Origin of the sequence: Aggregatimonas sangjinii, from assembly GCF_005943945.1 — a bacterium.
Classification (GTDB): Bacteria; Bacteroidota; Bacteroidia; order Flavobacteriales; family Flavobacteriaceae; genus Pelagihabitans; species Pelagihabitans sangjinii.
On the sequence record NZ_CP040710.1, the window covers coordinates 4,585,149 to 4,602,163 of the forward strand.

Genomic DNA, 17,015 nt, shown 5'->3' on the forward strand with positions numbered 1-17,015 from the left:
ATGCGATTAGTAGTAGTTTTATCGTTTTTATTGATTTTGGCATTTCCTCTATCGGCGCAGGATGCCAACGAAAACGAACGTCTCAAAGTCGGTGTCGTATTAAGTGGAGGCGGGGCCAAAGGTATGGCTCACATCGGTGTTCTGAAAGTAATCGAAGAGGCCGAGGTTACCGTTGATTACATCGCGGGTACAAGTATGGGTGCCATTGTAGCTTCGCTCTATGCATCCGGATATTCGGCTACCGAACTTGACTCTATTTTTCGAAATATCGATTTTAGCTCCCTTATTCAGGACAATATCCCCAGAAACGCAAAGACCTTCTACGAGAAGGAAGACTCGGAACGATATGCGCTTACCCTTCCGTTCGACAAGTTTAAAGTAAGTACCCCACAGGCATTTTCGGGCGGACAGAATGTGTATAACGAATTGGTACGGCTGCTCTACCATGTAAAGGATGTGAAGGATTTTAATGATTTGCCCATACCGTTTCTGTGTATAGCGACCAATGCGGAAAGCGGCGAGGAAGTGCTCTTGACCAAGGGATATCTACCCAAAGCGGTGTCTGCGAGTGCCGCCTTACCGTCCCTTTTCGAGCCTACTATAGTCGATGACAAGATTTTGATCGATGGCGGTATCGTTAACAATTATCCTATTGATGAGGTAATGGCCATGGGTGCTGATGTTATCATCGGCTCCGATGTACAACACGAGCTTTCTGCCGGCGAGGAGCTTTCATCGGCACTTGAAATATTGGAACAAATCAATAATTACCGAACGGTCGAAGATATGAAGGATAAGTCCTTAAAGACCGACATTTATATCAAACCAAGTATTGCCAATTTCTCCCTGATCGATTTTCAGGCATATGATGCCATTCGCAATTCCGGTGAGGTGGCCGCCCGAGTAAAATTGGATGATTTAAAGGAGATATCGCAATTTCAGAACGTAGAACGAAAATCCATTAGCCCGGTATCGTTAAAAGACACGCTGATCATCAACAGGTTGGTCATTGCGGATAGTGTAAAAAATTATTCCAGAGGGTACATCAAGGGAAAATTGCGTTTCGAACTCGGTAAGAAAATCACCTTTCAAAAATTGGAACAAGGAATAAACAATCTTCGTGCTACAGGTAACTTTAAAACCATTCATTACGAACTGGTGCATAACGGCTTGGGCGAAGATCTTATTCTTAAGCTGAAAGAAACCCAAAACCGCACGTTTCTGCGACTTGCTGCGCATTACGATCAACTATACAAGAGTGCCGCCTTGCTGAATATGACACGTAAAAACCTATTGACACGTGATGATGTATCATCATTGGATATCGTTTTAGGCGATAATGTGCGGTATAACTTCCAGTATTATATCGACAAGGGCTCCTATTGGAGCTTTGGCATCAACTCGAGATTCAACGATTTTGAGCGGGAACTGGATTTTGCCTTTATCGATAGTAACTTCGAGCTCCCTGTAGGAATTTCCCTGAACAACATCAATTTGGCCGTGAGCGACCTAACGAACCAAATATATCTGCAAACCGTGTTGAAGGAGGAGTTTGCCTTCAACATCGGGATAGAGCATAAATTCTTGAAATACAGCACCCGTACTTTTGGTTCAATTGTAGATGAGACCCCTCCTTCAAACCTTGAAAGGGACAATGGAAGAGTGTTGTTCGAAAAAAGTAATTTCTATAGCGCCTTCGGACAGTTGAAACTCGATACCTACGACGATCGTTATTTTCCTACCAGAGGCCTATTGTTTAACGGTCAGATGAATTTTTACGCCTTTTCATCGGATTTCAATGATAATTTTAAGGAATTTGCGGTCGCCAAGGCTCGTATGGGTGCTGCGTTTCCTATTTTAAAGAACTTGTCGATCAACTTAGAGACAGAAGGCGGGTTTAAATTGGGCACCTCTCAGGTTACTTCATTCGATTTTGCTTTGGGCGGATTCGGAAACGATCTGATCAATAACTTCATCCCCTTTATGGGGTACGATTTTCTCGAACTACCGGGGAATAGTTTTGTAAAGGCCTACGGAAGTTTGGATTTTGAATTTGCCAAAAAGAACCATTTGCTTTTCTCGGCCAATTTTGCCAATGTAGAGGATGATATATTTAGGACTGGTGAATGGTTTACCGAACCGGATTATTCCGGCTACGGTATTGGGTATGGTTGGGAGTCTTTTTTGGGTCCGGTGCAGGTATATTATACTTGGAGCCCGGAGGAGGCAACCACAAGCCACTTCTTTTTTAGCGTGGGGTATTGGTTTTAGGAACGGTCCTCTTAACAGACGCACGGTAATTAACGGGCCAATTCGGTTCTTTTTCCGATATTTGTACGACTATGCTACAGCAAAGAATTGACATAACCGCCCACCTTAGGGCTATGTGGTAAGTACGACTTGCCTGACTTTCCGTTTCCGGACAGTCACGAGACAGGCATCATTGCTTTTCTTGATCTTAAAGCGTGCCAATATAGCGCGATTCGTTTTTATTCAATTCAATACAGGAATATGTCAGCAGAAATCAAAAATTTAAAAGACTTAAAAAATACCGAATACTCCCTTAAAAAGCTGTTCAAGGAAGCCGAAGATTTTCTTCCGCTTTTGGGTACGGACTACGTAGAGCTATACGTCGGTAACGCCAAGCAGTCCGCACATTTTTATAAGACGGCCTTGGGCTTTCAGTCAGAGGCCTACGCCGGCTTGGAAACCGGATTGAAGGATAGGGTGTCTTATGTGCTCAAGCAGGATAAAATCCGTTTGGTGCTCACGACCCCATTGCAAAAAGATGGTGATATCAACCGGCACATTAACGAGCATGGCGATGGTGTAAAGGTAGTAGCCTTATGGGTAGACGACGCTACCAAGGCCTTCGAGGAGACGACCAAGCGCGGCGCTAAACCCTATATGAAACCCACCAAGGAAGAAGATGAGCACGGCCAAGTTATACGTTCGGGAATCTATACCTATGGGGAAACCGTTCATATATTCGTGGAACGCAAAAACTATAACGGACTTTTTCTTCCCGGCTACCGAAAATGGGAATCGCATTATAATCCGGAACCCACCGGGCTCAAATTCATCGATCACATGGTCGGTAACGTAGGCTGGAACGAGATGCAGACCTGGTGCAAATTTTACGGGGAAGTGATGGGCTTTGCGCAAATCGTTTCTTTTGTAGACGATGATATCGCGACCGAATACACGGCTTTGATGAGCAAGGTGATGAGTAACGGCAACGGCCGGGTCAAATTCCCGATCAACGAACCGGCAAAAGGCAAGAAAAAATCCCAAATCGAGGAATATCTGGATTTTTACAATGGCCCCGGAGTACAGCATATGGCCTTGGCTACCGACGATATCGTGGCCACCGTATCGGCAATGCGTAAGCGCGGCGTAGAGTTTCTCTATGTACCCTCGGAATATTATGACGACTTGTTGGAGCGGGTGGGCGAAATCGACGAAGATGTCGAGGTTCTCAAAAAACATGGTATTCTGATCGACCGGGATGAAGAGGGCTATTTGCTCCAGATTTTTACGAAAACGATTGTGGATCGGCCGACACTGTTTATAGAAATCATTCAGCGCAAAGGGGCCCAATCTTTCGGGGTAGGCAATTTTAAAGCACTGTTCGAAGCGATCGAGCGGGAACAAGCCGCGCGCGGAACGCTATAAATTGTTAATTTTCTTAAAGAAAACACCAGATTTTTCTATTATCTATAAATTACTGTTAAGGTAAGCGTTAAAGTACGTTAAAAGGGATTGGCCCAATGAAATCCTGCCTTAAATTTGTCGGTATAAGGGGTGGTTCCCTTATAACTTTAAGTATTGGTTTTTCATAATTTAAAGTTTGGTTGGTTATTTAGGAAAAGCCCCGATGTTTCATCGGGGCTTTTTTTGTGCATTTTTTTTCGTTCCGGCACGGATGGCAATCTTTGCGCGTTCACTTAGGGAAAAAAATGAATCGGTTGTTCTTAGGATGAATAGGTCTTGGGGTATGGAATAGAGAATGTATGTAAAACAATGTTTTTTGGTAACACCCCCTACATTTGAATGGTTTTCATCCCAAACTGCTGGGAACTATGAACTGGCAACTTTTCATCAAAGGAAGAGAATAAAACGGGAATAGGAATCGCATGATATGTTGAACTGGGATTTAAAAATCGATACGACAAAGAGCAGTCAAATCCAGAAACCTACTATCGATACAATACTTTGGAACAAATATTGTTTAATTAACAATAGGTTGAGAAAGTCGTAGTAACCTATTTGTTAATTTTACGACACTTTTACGTTATGAAAAAGACATACGTTGTACTATTTTTAGTGTTAGGGCAACTGCTCGCTGCACAGAACGGAGGCACTCCAAAAGAGTCCGTTTTCGAACCTGGGGAGTGGCTTAAATTTCGCATGCACTACGGTATGTTGAATGCAAGTTATGCAACCCTACATGTAAAGTCGGACAAGGTCGATGGTATTCCGGTATACCATGTTGTGGGAAAAGGAAAGACCACGGGTTGGGCAAGTATATTCTTCAAGGTCGACGATACGTATGAAAGTTATTTTGATAAAAAGGATGGAAAGCCCTACAAGTTTATTCGAAAGATAAATGAGGGCGGCTACACTAAGGATATCGAAATCAACTTTGATCATAAAAAGGATAAAGCCGTACTAAACGATAAGAAGAATAAGAAAAAGTACAACTTTGATTTGCAGGACAGTATTCAGGATTTGATATCGGGCTTTTACTATTTGCGCAACAATTATGATCCCGATGAGCTCGTAAAAGGGGAAGCCATTAAATTAAAAATGCTGTACGACGACGACGGTATTTTCAATTTCAAACTCAAGTATCTCGGCACCGAAATCGTTAAAACAAAGTTCGGTAAGGTAGAATGTTATAAATTTAGGCCCTTGGTTCAGTCCGGGAGGGTTTTTAAAGAACAGGAAAGCCTTTCATTATGGGTTTCGACAGACGAGAACAGACTTCCGATACGAATAAAGGCAGATTTGGCAGTAGGTTCCATAAAGGCGGATTTAGACGCGTACAACGGATTAAAACACCAATTTAAAATACTAATGGATTAGCGTTCCTATGGACAATAAAGAGCATATCGATTCCCAAATCTTAAAACTTCAAGAAAAATACAAAGATTCGGGACAAGATTTAAGCTCCTACCTCGACGGATTATTGTACCAACGCTACCTTACCTATTGGGACTATATTCATTTAGATACCCTTCTGAGCATTCAAGTGCCGCGTACCCACTTTCCCGATGAGGAAATCTTCATCATGTACCATCAGATTACCGAGCTCTATTTCAAGTTGATCATTCACGAACAAAAACAGCTGGTAGACGATAAGTCCCAAAAGGTAGATTTCTTTATCGAAAAGGCTAGGCGAATCAATAGTTACTACGAAACCTTGATCGCTTCCTTCGGGATTATGATCAAAGGCATGCAACGAGAGCAGTTTCTGCAGTACCGTATGGCCTTGTTGCCCGCTAGTGGATTTCAGTCTGCGCAATACCGGATGATAGAAATCTACGCTACCCCACTGGAGAACTTGGTGCACCATAGCGTTCGAGAAGAATTTTCGGAAAACCACAGTATCGAAGAATTATATGAACATATTTATTGGAAGAACGGCGCGACCGATAAGGTCACCGGAGAAAAGACGCTCACCCTAAAGCAATTCGAATATCGATATACGCCGCGTCTAGTGCGTATCGCCAAACAAGTGAGAAACAACAATATATATCATAAATTCTTACAATTGCCCCAAGAAAAACAAGATAATAAAGAGCTGATAAGTGCGTTAAAGACACTGGACATGAACGCGAACGTAAATTGGCCGTTGATGCATATGGGTTCTGCCCATCGCTATTTGGGCAAAGACAAAGGCGAAATAGAAGCTACAGGGGGCACCAACTGGAAAGAATACTTGCCGCCCAGTTTTCAAAAAGTCGTCTTTTTTCCAAAATTATACACAAATCAAGAGTTAAATGATTGGGGAAAACAATGGGTAGACCATATATTTAATCCCCAGAAAAGACAAGAGCAACCATGAGAAAGTATTTAGGTGTTTTAATTGCGCTGTTTGCCATCATCTCCTGTAAAGATGAAAGCTCCGCAACTGAAAATGCCCCAAACAATGAATTGAAAAAAGAAGCAGTTGCAACACAACCGCTCGAGGAAAAGATAGTTGTAAAAGAGTTCGGTTTTGAGCTGGATAACTTTAAAGTGAAACTCGATACGGTTCGCAAGGGCGACAGTTTCGGGGAACTTATGATTTCCCACAAGGTCGATTATCCTAAAATCGCTAAAATTTCACAGGATTTCAAAGATACTTTCGACGTGCGTAAGATACGTGTGGGCAACCCCTACATGATATTGCAATCAAAAGACACTACCGAAACCGCACAGGTATTCATCTATGAGAACGATCGAATCAATTATACCGTAGTAGATTTAAGGGATAGCGTGAGCGCCTACAAAGATAAGAGAGCGGTAAAATACGTAGAACGGGAAGCTTCGGGGGTTATCGAAACCTCACTTTCCGATGCGATTTTAGCGCAGGGTATAGACTATGCGGTTACCCACGATCTGGCGAATATCTATGCGTGGACCATCGATTTCAACAGGCTTCAAAAAGGGGATAAGTTCAAATTGATCTACAAGGAAAAATACATTAACGATTCTATTTATGCGGGATCTGAAGCTATTGAAGCTGCCTATTTTGAGCATAACGGAAAGCCGATTTATTCCTTTGCCTATGAAAACGATTCCCTTAAAAGTCTAGTGGATTATTTTGATCAGGATGCGAACAGTTTACGAAGAACTTTTTTAAGGATGCCCGTTGAATACGGCAGATTGTCTTCGCGTTATAACCTGAAAAGAAGAATCAGGTACTACGGAAACCGCATACGACCCCACAGAGGTACAGACTATGCCGCAGCGGTAGGTACGCCCATATTGGCGACCGCAGATGGCACGGTAACCGAATCTACCAGAAGAGGGGGCAATGGCAAATACGTAAAAATACGTCATAACAGTACGTATAGTACCCAATACCTGCACATGAAAAAGCAGAATGTGAAACGAGGAGAGTTCGTCCGCCAAGGCGATATCATTGGTTGGATCGGTATGACAGGAAATACCAGCGGCCCTCACGTATGCTATCGCTTTTGGCGAAATGGCAAAGAGGTCGACCCCTTGCGGGAAGAGCTTCCACAAGCCGAACCGTTGGCCGAAGAACTACGACCGGAGTATTTTGAATATATCGCTCCCAAGAAAAAACAATTGGACTGCATCCTGTATCCCGAGATGCCTGCTGCCGAAGAAAATGAAGATTTGCTAACACTTAATCAGTAATATGTCGCTAGAGAACACCGACCCTACTACTACAGAAACCTGGAAAAAACTTGAACAACATTATAAAGCGACCAAAGAAGATCCTATTAAGGAGCACTTCAAAAAGGATGCGAGTCGCGCTGAGAAATTCACACTACGTTGGTCCGATTTTGTTGTTGATTATTCCAAGAACAGGATTACCGACGAAACGTTACGACTGCTACTTCAACTTGCTGAGGATGTAAAATTAAAAAAGGCCATCGACAGTTACTTTGGCGGAGATACCATCAACCAGACCGAGGGGCGTGCGGTGTTGCATACCGCACTACGAGCAAAAGAATCGGATAGTATTATGTTGGATGGGCAGAATATCGTACCCGAAGTATATGCTGTAAAAGAACATATCGAACGATTTACCAATGCGGTTATTTCCGGGGAAAGTAAAGGGTACACCGGAAAAGCATTTACCGATGTGGTCAATATTGGTATCGGAGGGTCCGATTTGGGTCCGGCTATGGTTGTCGAAGCCTTGAAATTTTATAAAAACCATCTGAAATTGCATTTTGTTAGCAATGTGGATGGCGATCACGTTCAGGAGGTACTCAAAGAACTGAATCCGGAAACGACCTTGTTCGTTGTCGTTTCGAAAACCTTTACCACCCAAGAAACATTAAGCAATGCGACGACCATTAAAAAATGGTTTTTACAACATGGTACCCAGGAAGATATCGCCAAGCATTTTGCCGCGGTATCCACGAATAGCGAAAAGATAGCCGAGTTCGGAATAGCCGCTGAAAATGTCTTTCCGATGTGGGATTGGGTCGGAGGCCGTTTTTCGTTGTGGAGTGCCGTAGGGCTTTCCATAGCGTTGGCGATAGGCTATGAGCATTTTGATGCGCTCCTAAAGGGCGCCAACGAAATGGACGAGCACTTCAAGTCTGCCGAGTTCGACCAGAACATTCCGGTGGTTCTTGCGCTCATTAGCGTTTGGTACAATAATTTTTATGGGGCCGAAACCGAGGCCATCATACCGTACACACAATATTTGAGCCGGTTTTCGGCTTATTTGCAACAGGGTATTATGGAAAGCAACGGCAAGAGTATGGATCGAAACGGGAATCGTGTCATTTATGAGACAGGCACGATTATTTGGGGCGAACCCGGCACGAATTCACAGCATGCCTTTTTTCAATTGATCCATCAAGGCACCAAGATGATTCCGGCCGATTTTATCGGATTCAAGAAATCGTTGTACGGAAACACCGACCATCATAACAAGCTAATGGCAAATTTTTTCGCCCAAACGGAAGCTTTGATGAACGGGAAAACGGCAGACGAAGTGCGTAATGAGCTCGAGGCAAAGGATATGCCTGAAAACGAGCTGCGCAAGCTACTTCCCTATAAAGTATTCGAAGGCAATAAACCCACGAATACCATATTGATAGACCAACTGTCACCCAAAAGTCTGGGAGCCCTCATCGCACTTTACGAGCACAAAATCTTTGTTCAAGGCGTGGTATGGAATATCTTCAGCTACGATCAGTGGGGTGTTGAGCTGGGCAAGCAGTTGGCGGGTGCAACCCTCAACGATATCGAAAATTCGGAAATTAGCGATCACGACGCTTCTACTTTACAGCTTTTGCAAGAATTTAAGAGTTGAAATACTACTTTTCCAGTTCTTGATAACCTCTAACAACTTCCTTTCATTTGGTGAATTCTTAGCCAATTTTGTGTTAAATTTGTCTGTCGTAAAGTTAACGTTGTCTTAACGTACAACTACGTTAATTACTAGACTTTTGCAGCAAATTGAAAACTAACAAAACAGAGAACAAATGAAAAAAATGTACTTCGCAATGGTTGCGTTTTTAATGACCGCCGTTGCTTTTTCACAGGGGGTTACCACTTCGGCCATCGGCGGTCAGGTAACGGACAGTGCGGGAGAGCCCCTTCTCGGAGCTAATGTAGTAGCGGTTCACACCCCGTCAGGAACAACCTACGGAGCCATCACCGATTTTGATGGGTACTACCGAATCGCCAACATGAGGGTTGGTGGACCTTACACCGTTACCATTTCATATGTCGGATTTGAAAATTTTTCACGGGAAGGCTTAAACTTGAATTTGGGTATTACTGAAAGAATTAATGCCGAAATGTCCGAATCCTCAACGGCGTTGGAAGAAGTCGTTGTCACGGGAACGTCTTCGGGGGTTTTCGGGTCTAATAAAACAGGTACTGAAACCAACGTTTCGAAAAGGGATATTGCAACACTTCCTGCTGCATCAAGGTCGATTGCCGATTTCGTTCGGATTACTCCTCAAGCACAGATTACTGAAGGCAACGACGGTTTCTCTATCTCTTTGGCCGGGCAGAACAACCGCTATAATGCCATATATATCGATGGTGCCGTTAACAATGATGTATTCGGCCTTGCAGGTTCCGGTACAAACGGAGGGCAGACCGGAGTGAATCCTTTCTCGGTTGATGCTATTGAAACCTTTCAAGTAAATATCGCTCCTTTCGACGTAAGACAGTCGGGATTTTCCGGAGGTTCGATTAATGCCATTACGCGATCAGGGACCAATGATTTTGAAGGTTCCGCTTATGGATTTATCAGAAATCAAAGTTTGGTGGGGAAAACCCCTCCGTCGCTTGTTGGTGACGGTGAGGAACGAGCCAAGGTTGATGATTTTACCGCCTTGACCTATGGTGTCAGAGCAGGTGGTTCTATAATCAAGGACAAATTATTCTACTTTATCAATTACGAAAGACAGGATGATGAAACCCCGCAGCCCTTTAATTTCAGTAATTATGCAGGTCGTGCATCTCAATCGGAAATCGAAGGCTTAAGTAACTTCTTACAGTCGACCTATGGCTATAATCCAGGTATTTTCAACAACAACACAAGAACTTTATTGAGTGATAAGTTAACGGCGAAGCTGGATTGGAATATCAACGACAGCAACAAATTATCTTTGCGACATAGTTATGTAAAGGGTGACAACTTGGAGGCGAGAAGTTCTGGAAATAGAAACATTGGCTTTATAAATGGGTCTGAGGAATTTATTACGACGACCAACTCGACTGCCTTGGAGCTCAGTTCCAGTTTTGGTAATAAATTTGCCAATAACCTCGTTGTGTCCTATACCTCGGTACGTGATGATAGAGATCCTTCAGGGAGCCCTTTTCCTTCAGTTACTATTCAAGATGGAGGGGCGAATATTTTCTTTGGTGCTGAACCATTTTCCACGGCGAACCTTTTAAATTCGGATGTAACTACCATTTCCGATAATTTTGAAATTTACGCTGGAAAGCACACCTTCACCATTGGAGCAAACTTGGAGTGGGCCAGTATCAAGAACCTGTTTTTTGCCTTCAATTATGGTAGTTATACGTTTGAAGACCAATTTGACGATGATGACAATCTACTTTCCTCAGGTTTGAATCAGTTTTTAACAAATCAAGTTGCTAATGAATACCAGCACGGGTATTCGTTGATAGGCGATGGTACGGTAGGAGATGAATCTTCTGGATCTGCGGATTTCAAGACGTTTCAAGCCGGTTTTTATCTACAGGACGATATACAGCTTACCGATAATTTTAAAGCGACGGTTGGTATCAGGGTCGACGTCCCTTATTGGGATGATGGTACTGTAAATGAGGATTTCAATACGCGTACCGTTGGTTTGCTGGAAAGTGCCGGAAAGGATTTACAAGGTGCACGAGTAGGCCAAACAATATCTTCCAGCGCTTATTTGGCGCCGCGGCTTGGTTTCAACTGGGACGTAAATGGTGATAGAACCACTCAAATCAGAGGTGGTATTGGTGTCTTCACCTCAAGATTGCCCTTAGTCTGGCCAGGTGGCACCTATAATAATAATGGAGTTACTGGCGGCTTCACTTTTGATGCCACATTTTTTGGCCCGGGAGCAGGCCAGGCCTTTGAGCCCGACATCAACAATCAGTTTAAGAGCGTTGCCCCTGGCACTGGTGGTGTAGGTGGTAATGTAGACCTTTTGGCGAAAGATTTTAGGCTTCCACAGGTATTGAAGTACAACGTAGCCATTGATCAACGTTTACCGTTTTGGGGCTTGATTGCTTCCGCCGATTTCCTTTATACTGATGTCATCACTGATATCTACTATGAGAATCTGAATTTGAGAGGACCTATTGGAAGATATGAAGGTGCCGATAGACGACCTTTTTATGATAGAGGTGATGAAATCGATGATACCTATGGTCGTATTATGCTAGCCTCGAATACCGGCGAGGGTAGTGCTTACAACGCATCGTTTACGCTTCGAAAGCCTTTTGAGAACGGTTTTGCGGGACAGATTTCCTATAGTTTCGGCGAGTCAAAGAAAATATTTGATGGAACTTCTTCCCAAAACAGCTCGCAATGGCGAAATATTCAGACAGTGAACGGTAAAAACTCCAATTTGCCTGTTACCCGTTCCGACTTTAACCTAGGGAACAGAATTTCGGCCAATCTTTCCTATGAACTAAACTGGAACGAGAACCTAAAAACCACTTTTGGTTTATTTTATGAAGGTTCACAAAGCCAACCTTATAGTTTTACGTATCGGGAAGGGCGTGACCTATTTAACGACGATTCTAGGGACAATGCGCTTATTTACATTCCTGCCAACCAATCTGAAATTCAACTTTCTGGTGACGAGGCGGAACAAGCCGCTCAGTGGGCGCGACTTGAAACTTTTATCAACAGTGTGGAGTATTTAAGGGAAAATCGCGGTAATTATGCGGAGCGGAATGCAACCCAAGGGCCATGGAGTCATATTGTAGATTTAAAATTGCTTCAGGATTTCTCCATTAACATGGGCAGCAAGAAGCATACATTTCAAATTTCTGCCGATATCTTCAACTTCACCAATCTAATCAATAAAGAATGGGGTAAGCGGTCTTTTATTAGAAGCAATATAAGCCCTTTACAAACGGTATCAACAGGTGATACTCCTGTTTTCAGCGTAAACGATGGTGTCATTAATGCAGATGGTTCACCTAACTTAGAGGAATTGGACGATTTCGGGATTCAGTCATCAAGATGGCAAGCTCAAATCGGTCTAAGGTATATCTTCGACTAGGTTGTGAAAATTCTATTTTTAGAACCCCGACATTCAGGTCGGGGTTTTTTTATGCTCAAAATTCAGTACATTTAGTTGTAAAATAACAGACCATCATGTACGAAACCATTTTAACCCTGCACTCCTATTTGGCCTATGTGGTATTGGCCGTATTGTTTTTTGCGGTGGCCAACGCCTTTATGGGTTGGTTCGGGAATAAGCTATTTACCCCACAAAAAGATTTTCGATTAAGTCTCTACGCACTTATCCTATCCCATATGCAATTGGTGATCGGCTTGATTCTTTTTTTTGTTTCGGCCAATGGCTTTAAGGCCATTCAAACCTTGGGTATGGGCGGCCTGAATGCACCATCACGTTTGCTGGCAGTCGAACATCCTTTTATCAATATCGTTGCCATCGTATTGATTACCGTCGGTTGGTCACGACATAAGAAATTCATCGAGGGGAACAAGAAATTCAAAAATATCGCCATTTTCTACGGACTGGGACTCGTCTGTTTCCTCAGCCGTATTCCTTGGGGACAGTGGTTCAATTAAATTTTTTAATTGTCATTCCTGCGCCGATGCTCCAATCTGTCCTCCCGCGAGAAGTAGGTTAAGGTTTTAATCAAAAACACGCTCAGTTCCCCTCCTTAGGAGGGCTTAGGGGAGGCCCTTCCCGAATCAAATACATGTATACCGGAAAGTGATCGCTGTAACCGCCGGTATAACTTCCGCCGGCATAGGTGCGAAAAGGATAGCCCTTGTATTGCCCTTTTTTAGAAAGCAAATAAGGGGGATGAAAAACCGCGGCTTTCCAAAAATGATAACGCCCATTCTCTTTTTCCAGGAGGTTGGGGGTAAAATAAAACTGGTCAAAGAGATTCCACTTGTCCCGATAAGCCAAAGAACCTACTCCCTTTTTAAATAGCTTCTCCATGGGGTTGAACAAATCGCCTTCCTCCAAATCTTGTTTTTTCCCCCTTGTTCGCATCACTTTTCTCAAACTATCATCGATAGGGTCGTCATTTAGGTCGCCCATGCTGATAATACGGGCCGAGAGGTTCAATTTTAGAATCGAATCGGTAATACGCCTGTTTAATTTGGCGGCGGCCATTCGGTTGGGTTTGCTTCGCGCCTCACCGCCGCTACGGGAGGGCCAATGGTTTACGGTAAAGTAGCATTGCTCGTCATCGAGAAGACCGCCTACGACCAATTGGTCCCGTGTATAATTTCGAAATCCCTCATCGTCGAATAGGAGCAGCCTATGGCTGGAGAAAGAAGTCGGCAGAAATACCCTTTTTTTGTAAAGTAGGGCCACATCGATGCCCCGTTCATCCGGGGAATCATAATGCACGATACCGTACCCTTTTTCCCGTAAGATGGGATGAGCGATCAAATCTTCGATAACCTGTTTGTTTTCAACTTCGCTTAATCCGATAATGTCAGGGGAGGTGTTGGTACGCTCGGCCCCTATTTCGGAAATCACTTTCGCAATATTCGCCAATTTATGACGGTACCGTTCTTCCGTCCAGTTGTCCTTTCCCTCCGGAGTACGGTCATCATCGAACGTAAGTGTATCGTTTTTGGTATCGAAGAGGTTTTCTACATTGTAAAAGGCTATGGTTCTTACATGGTACTGTTTCTTTTCCTGTGCACCAACAAAGATAGGTAGGACCAGTAGTAACAATAATGTTCTCATTTTCATGCAACTAGAATCCATAAACATCAATTTAACGAAAAAACAGGCTATTATATAGGATTTTTCATTCGAATGTGAAGGTTATCGATATCTTGACCGCAATCATCGTCAACCCAACCTTTTTCATGCGGATCGTTATTCTTTCGGCATTTCTTCTTTTTACGATAGCGCCATGTAATGCCCAAGAAGCTGTGGTGCATGGCCGCATTGTGGATAGCCGATTAAAAACGCCCATACAGGGAGTAGCCGTGACCTTAGGTCAGGCACAAATTTCCACCGAAAGCGACAGGGAAGGCTATTTTACTCTAAAAATTCCTCGTGCGGAAGCTGTCGTTCTTACGCTTTCGGCAAAAGACTATACAATCCAAAGAATTCCCGTAACCTTTGGCCTAGAAGCTATCGATTTGGGGAATATTTATCTCGAACGCGATATCACGGTAGAACAGGCCGACAATCTGATAACGTTAACCGATTCAGAATTGTTAGACGATGAGGTCAGTGCCAATTCCTCGGGTTTACTTCAAGCTACGAGAGATGTCTTTTTAAACCGGGCCGCCTTCGATTTTGGTCAAGCATTCTTCCGTGTTCGCGGCTATGATTCTCAAAACGGCAAAGTGTTGGTTAATGGTATCGCTATGAACAAATTGTTCGATGGCCGACCGCAATGGAACAATTGGGGCGGACTCAACGATGTTACCCGCAACCAGCAATTTACGAACGGTTTGGCCGCATCCGATTTCACTTTCGGTGGAATACTGGCCAATACCAATATCGATACGCGGCCTTCCGGTCTCAGACCAGGTACCCGACTTTCTACTTCTGCGGCCAATCGTACCTATGCGGGAAGGTTAATGGTGACCCATACGTCCAAGCTTCAAAAAAATGGTCTGGCCTATAGCGTTTCAGGATCTCGAAGGTGGGCTCAGGAGGGATATATCGATGGAACTTTGTACGATGCGTTTTCCTTTTTCGGAGCTGTTGAATATCGTATCGACAAAAAGAACAGTATTAACCTTACCGGGATATACGCCCAAAACCGACGAGGCCGATCTTCTGCCATTACAGAAGAGGTTTTCGGGTTGGTAGGAAAACAATACAATCCTTACTGGGGCGAACAGGAGGGTGAAGTCCGAAATTCTAGGGAGCGCAAAATCGCCGAGCCCATTGTCATGCTCAACCATTATTTTGAATCGGAAAAGTTTAGTTTAAATACAGGAGTGGCCTATCAATTCGGTACGAACGCCAGAAGTCGCTTGGGCTACTACAACGCCCCCAACCCTGACCCTACGTATTACCGATACCTCCCGAGCTTTTATGTCAATAGCCCCATTGGCGCCAATTTTATCAGTGCGTCCGCAGCCAGAAAGGGCTTTCTGGAAAATCCACAATTAAATTGGGATTTTATCTACACGGCAAACACAAGGGAGCAGGCCGCCTATGTACTCTATAACGATGTGATCGATGACAAGCAATTACTATTGAATTCCGTTGGAAATTTAATGATCTCTGAGGGCCTTCAAGCAGACTTCGGGCTCTCGCATAAAAGCCTTACATCCGATAATTACGCGAAACTAGACGACTTGTTCGGGGCTGATTTTCACTCGGATATCGATCCGTTTTCCAATACCCTGAACGACGTGGAAGGGGAGGTTCAAAAAAGGACAGGCGATATATTCAATTACCGGTACCGTATGAAGGCTTCTCTTAGCGATATGTTCGCACAACTGAGATATAAACGCAGGAAATGGAACGCATTTCTGGCAGGGCAATATGTACTCACCGATTACCAACGCGAAGGGTTATTTCGGAACGAGCGCTTTCTTGAAAATTCTTTTGGGGAGAGCCAGACGGTAAAATTCAACAATTACGGTATCAAGGCAGGTTTTACCTATAAGATTAATGGTCGACATTGGTTAACAACCCATGGTACATACAGAACCGACGCGCCCGTATTGCAAAACGTCTTTATCAACCCTAGGGAAAACAATCAAATCGTACCGGATATTCAAAGTGAAACGGTATCATCCGTTGATGCGAACTATTTTATCAGGCTTCCCAAACTCACGGGAAGACTTTCCGGATTCTATACCCGTTTTCAGAATACCACCGATATCAATTTCTTTTTTGTTGATGCGGGCGTGGGTTCCGATTTTGTGCAGGAAGTATTGACCGATTTGGATAAGCTGCATCTTGGTACCGAACTTGGATTGGAGTATCAATTATCTTCGGCCGTGAAGTTGACAGCAGTCGCTGCAGTGAGCAAGTATGTGTATGCCAGCGACCCCAACTTTTCCATCAATTTCGATACGGCCGGGGCGGAGGAGGATTTGATAAATCCGGACGGAAACATCGATTTGGGAACGGCTCAAATAAAAGACTACAAATTGGCCCAAGGGCCGCAGCAAGCCTTTGCTTTCGGCATTGACTATAGGGATCCCGAATACTGGTGGGTGAGTACCAAATTGAACTACATGGCCAACAATTATGCGAATATTTCGGCCATAACCCGAACACAGAGTTTTTTGTTGGACCCGGAAACGGGAATGCGGTTTCCGGAAGCCACCCCTGAAAATATAAACGACATTTTGAAACAGACGGGGCTGGATAACTTTTACCTGCTGAATTTGGTCGGCGGTAAATCGTGGTTGAAAAACGGAAAGTATATCAGCGTATTCGCCAGTATCAATAACGTATTTGATACAGTGTTCAGAACGGGCGGTTATGAACAAAGTAGAAATGGAAATTTTGGGCAGCTGCAACGGGATAATCTTAGCGGGACACCCTCATTTGCCCCAAAATATTGGTACGGCTACGGCAGAACATATTTTTTGAATGTGGCGTATAGCTTTTAGCAATTTAGAACATATTGATTATTGTCTTGAG

10 protein-coding genes are annotated in these 17,015 nt (G+C 43.7%); 9 read left to right on the top strand and 1 reads right to left on the bottom strand.

Annotation, left to right across the window (positions count from 1 at the left end; translation table 11 throughout):
* The 8 genes from FGM00_RS19125 to FGM00_RS19160 all read left to right on the top strand — a co-directional run bounded on the left by FGM00_RS19125 (position 1) and on the right by FGM00_RS19160 (position 12,988).
* On the top strand, positions 1–2,271 hold the full coding sequence (locus tag FGM00_RS19125) for a patatin-like phospholipase family protein (protein ID WP_138854460.1): 2,271 nt from the start codon (positions 1–3) through the stop codon (positions 2,269–2,271).
* A gap of 240 nt (positions 2,272–2,511) precedes the next feature.
* Positions 2,512–3,675: a 4-hydroxyphenylpyruvate dioxygenase gene (gene hppD / locus FGM00_RS19130; protein ID WP_138854461.1), complete on the top strand. Its 1,164-nt coding sequence runs from the start codon at positions 2,512–2,514 to the stop codon at positions 3,673–3,675.
* Between the two features lie 621 nt (positions 3,676–4,296).
* A complete protein-coding gene (locus FGM00_RS19135; RefSeq protein WP_138854462.1) occupies positions 4,297–5,088 on the top strand; it encodes a DUF3108 domain-containing protein in 792 nt (263 codons plus the stop codon).
* A gap of 7 nt (positions 5,089–5,095) precedes the next feature.
* Positions 5,096–6,070, top strand: a complete 975-nt coding sequence (locus tag FGM00_RS19140; protein ID WP_138854463.1) for a tryptophan 2,3-dioxygenase family protein — start codon at positions 5,096–5,098, stop codon at positions 6,068–6,070.
* A complete protein-coding gene (locus FGM00_RS19145) occupies positions 6,067–7,374 on the top strand; it encodes a peptidoglycan DD-metalloendopeptidase family protein (RefSeq protein WP_138854464.1) in 1,308 nt (435 codons plus the stop codon). The genes FGM00_RS19140 and FGM00_RS19145 overlap by 4 nt, the downstream gene beginning before the upstream one ends.
* 1 nt (position 7,375) lies before the next feature.
* Positions 7,376–9,013, top strand: a complete 1,638-nt coding sequence (gene pgi, locus FGM00_RS19150) for a glucose-6-phosphate isomerase (protein WP_138854465.1) — start codon at positions 7,376–7,378, stop codon at positions 9,011–9,013.
* 172 nt (positions 9,014–9,185) lie between these two features.
* On the top strand, positions 9,186–12,452 hold the full coding sequence (locus FGM00_RS19155) for a TonB-dependent receptor (RefSeq protein WP_138854466.1): 3,267 nt from the start codon (positions 9,186–9,188) through the stop codon (positions 12,450–12,452).
* A gap of 95 nt (positions 12,453–12,547) precedes the next feature.
* Positions 12,548–12,988: a hypothetical protein gene (locus tag FGM00_RS19160; RefSeq protein WP_138854467.1), complete on the top strand. Its 441-nt coding sequence runs from the start codon at positions 12,548–12,550 to the stop codon at positions 12,986–12,988.
* An 82-nt stretch (positions 12,989–13,070) separates the two neighbouring features.
* Here FGM00_RS19160 and FGM00_RS19165 read toward each other — a convergent pair whose 3' ends face one another.
* Entirely contained in the window at positions 13,071–14,132 is a 1,062-nt protein-coding gene (locus FGM00_RS19165; protein WP_175416274.1) for an endonuclease/exonuclease/phosphatase family protein, read from the bottom strand.
* 125 nt (positions 14,133–14,257) lie between these two features.
* On the opposite strand from FGM00_RS19165, the gene FGM00_RS19170 reads away from it, so the two are divergent.
* Entirely contained in the window at positions 14,258–16,984 is a 2,727-nt protein-coding gene (locus FGM00_RS19170) for a TonB-dependent receptor (RefSeq protein WP_138854468.1), read from the top strand.
* Positions 16,985–17,015 lie beyond the last annotated feature (31 nt).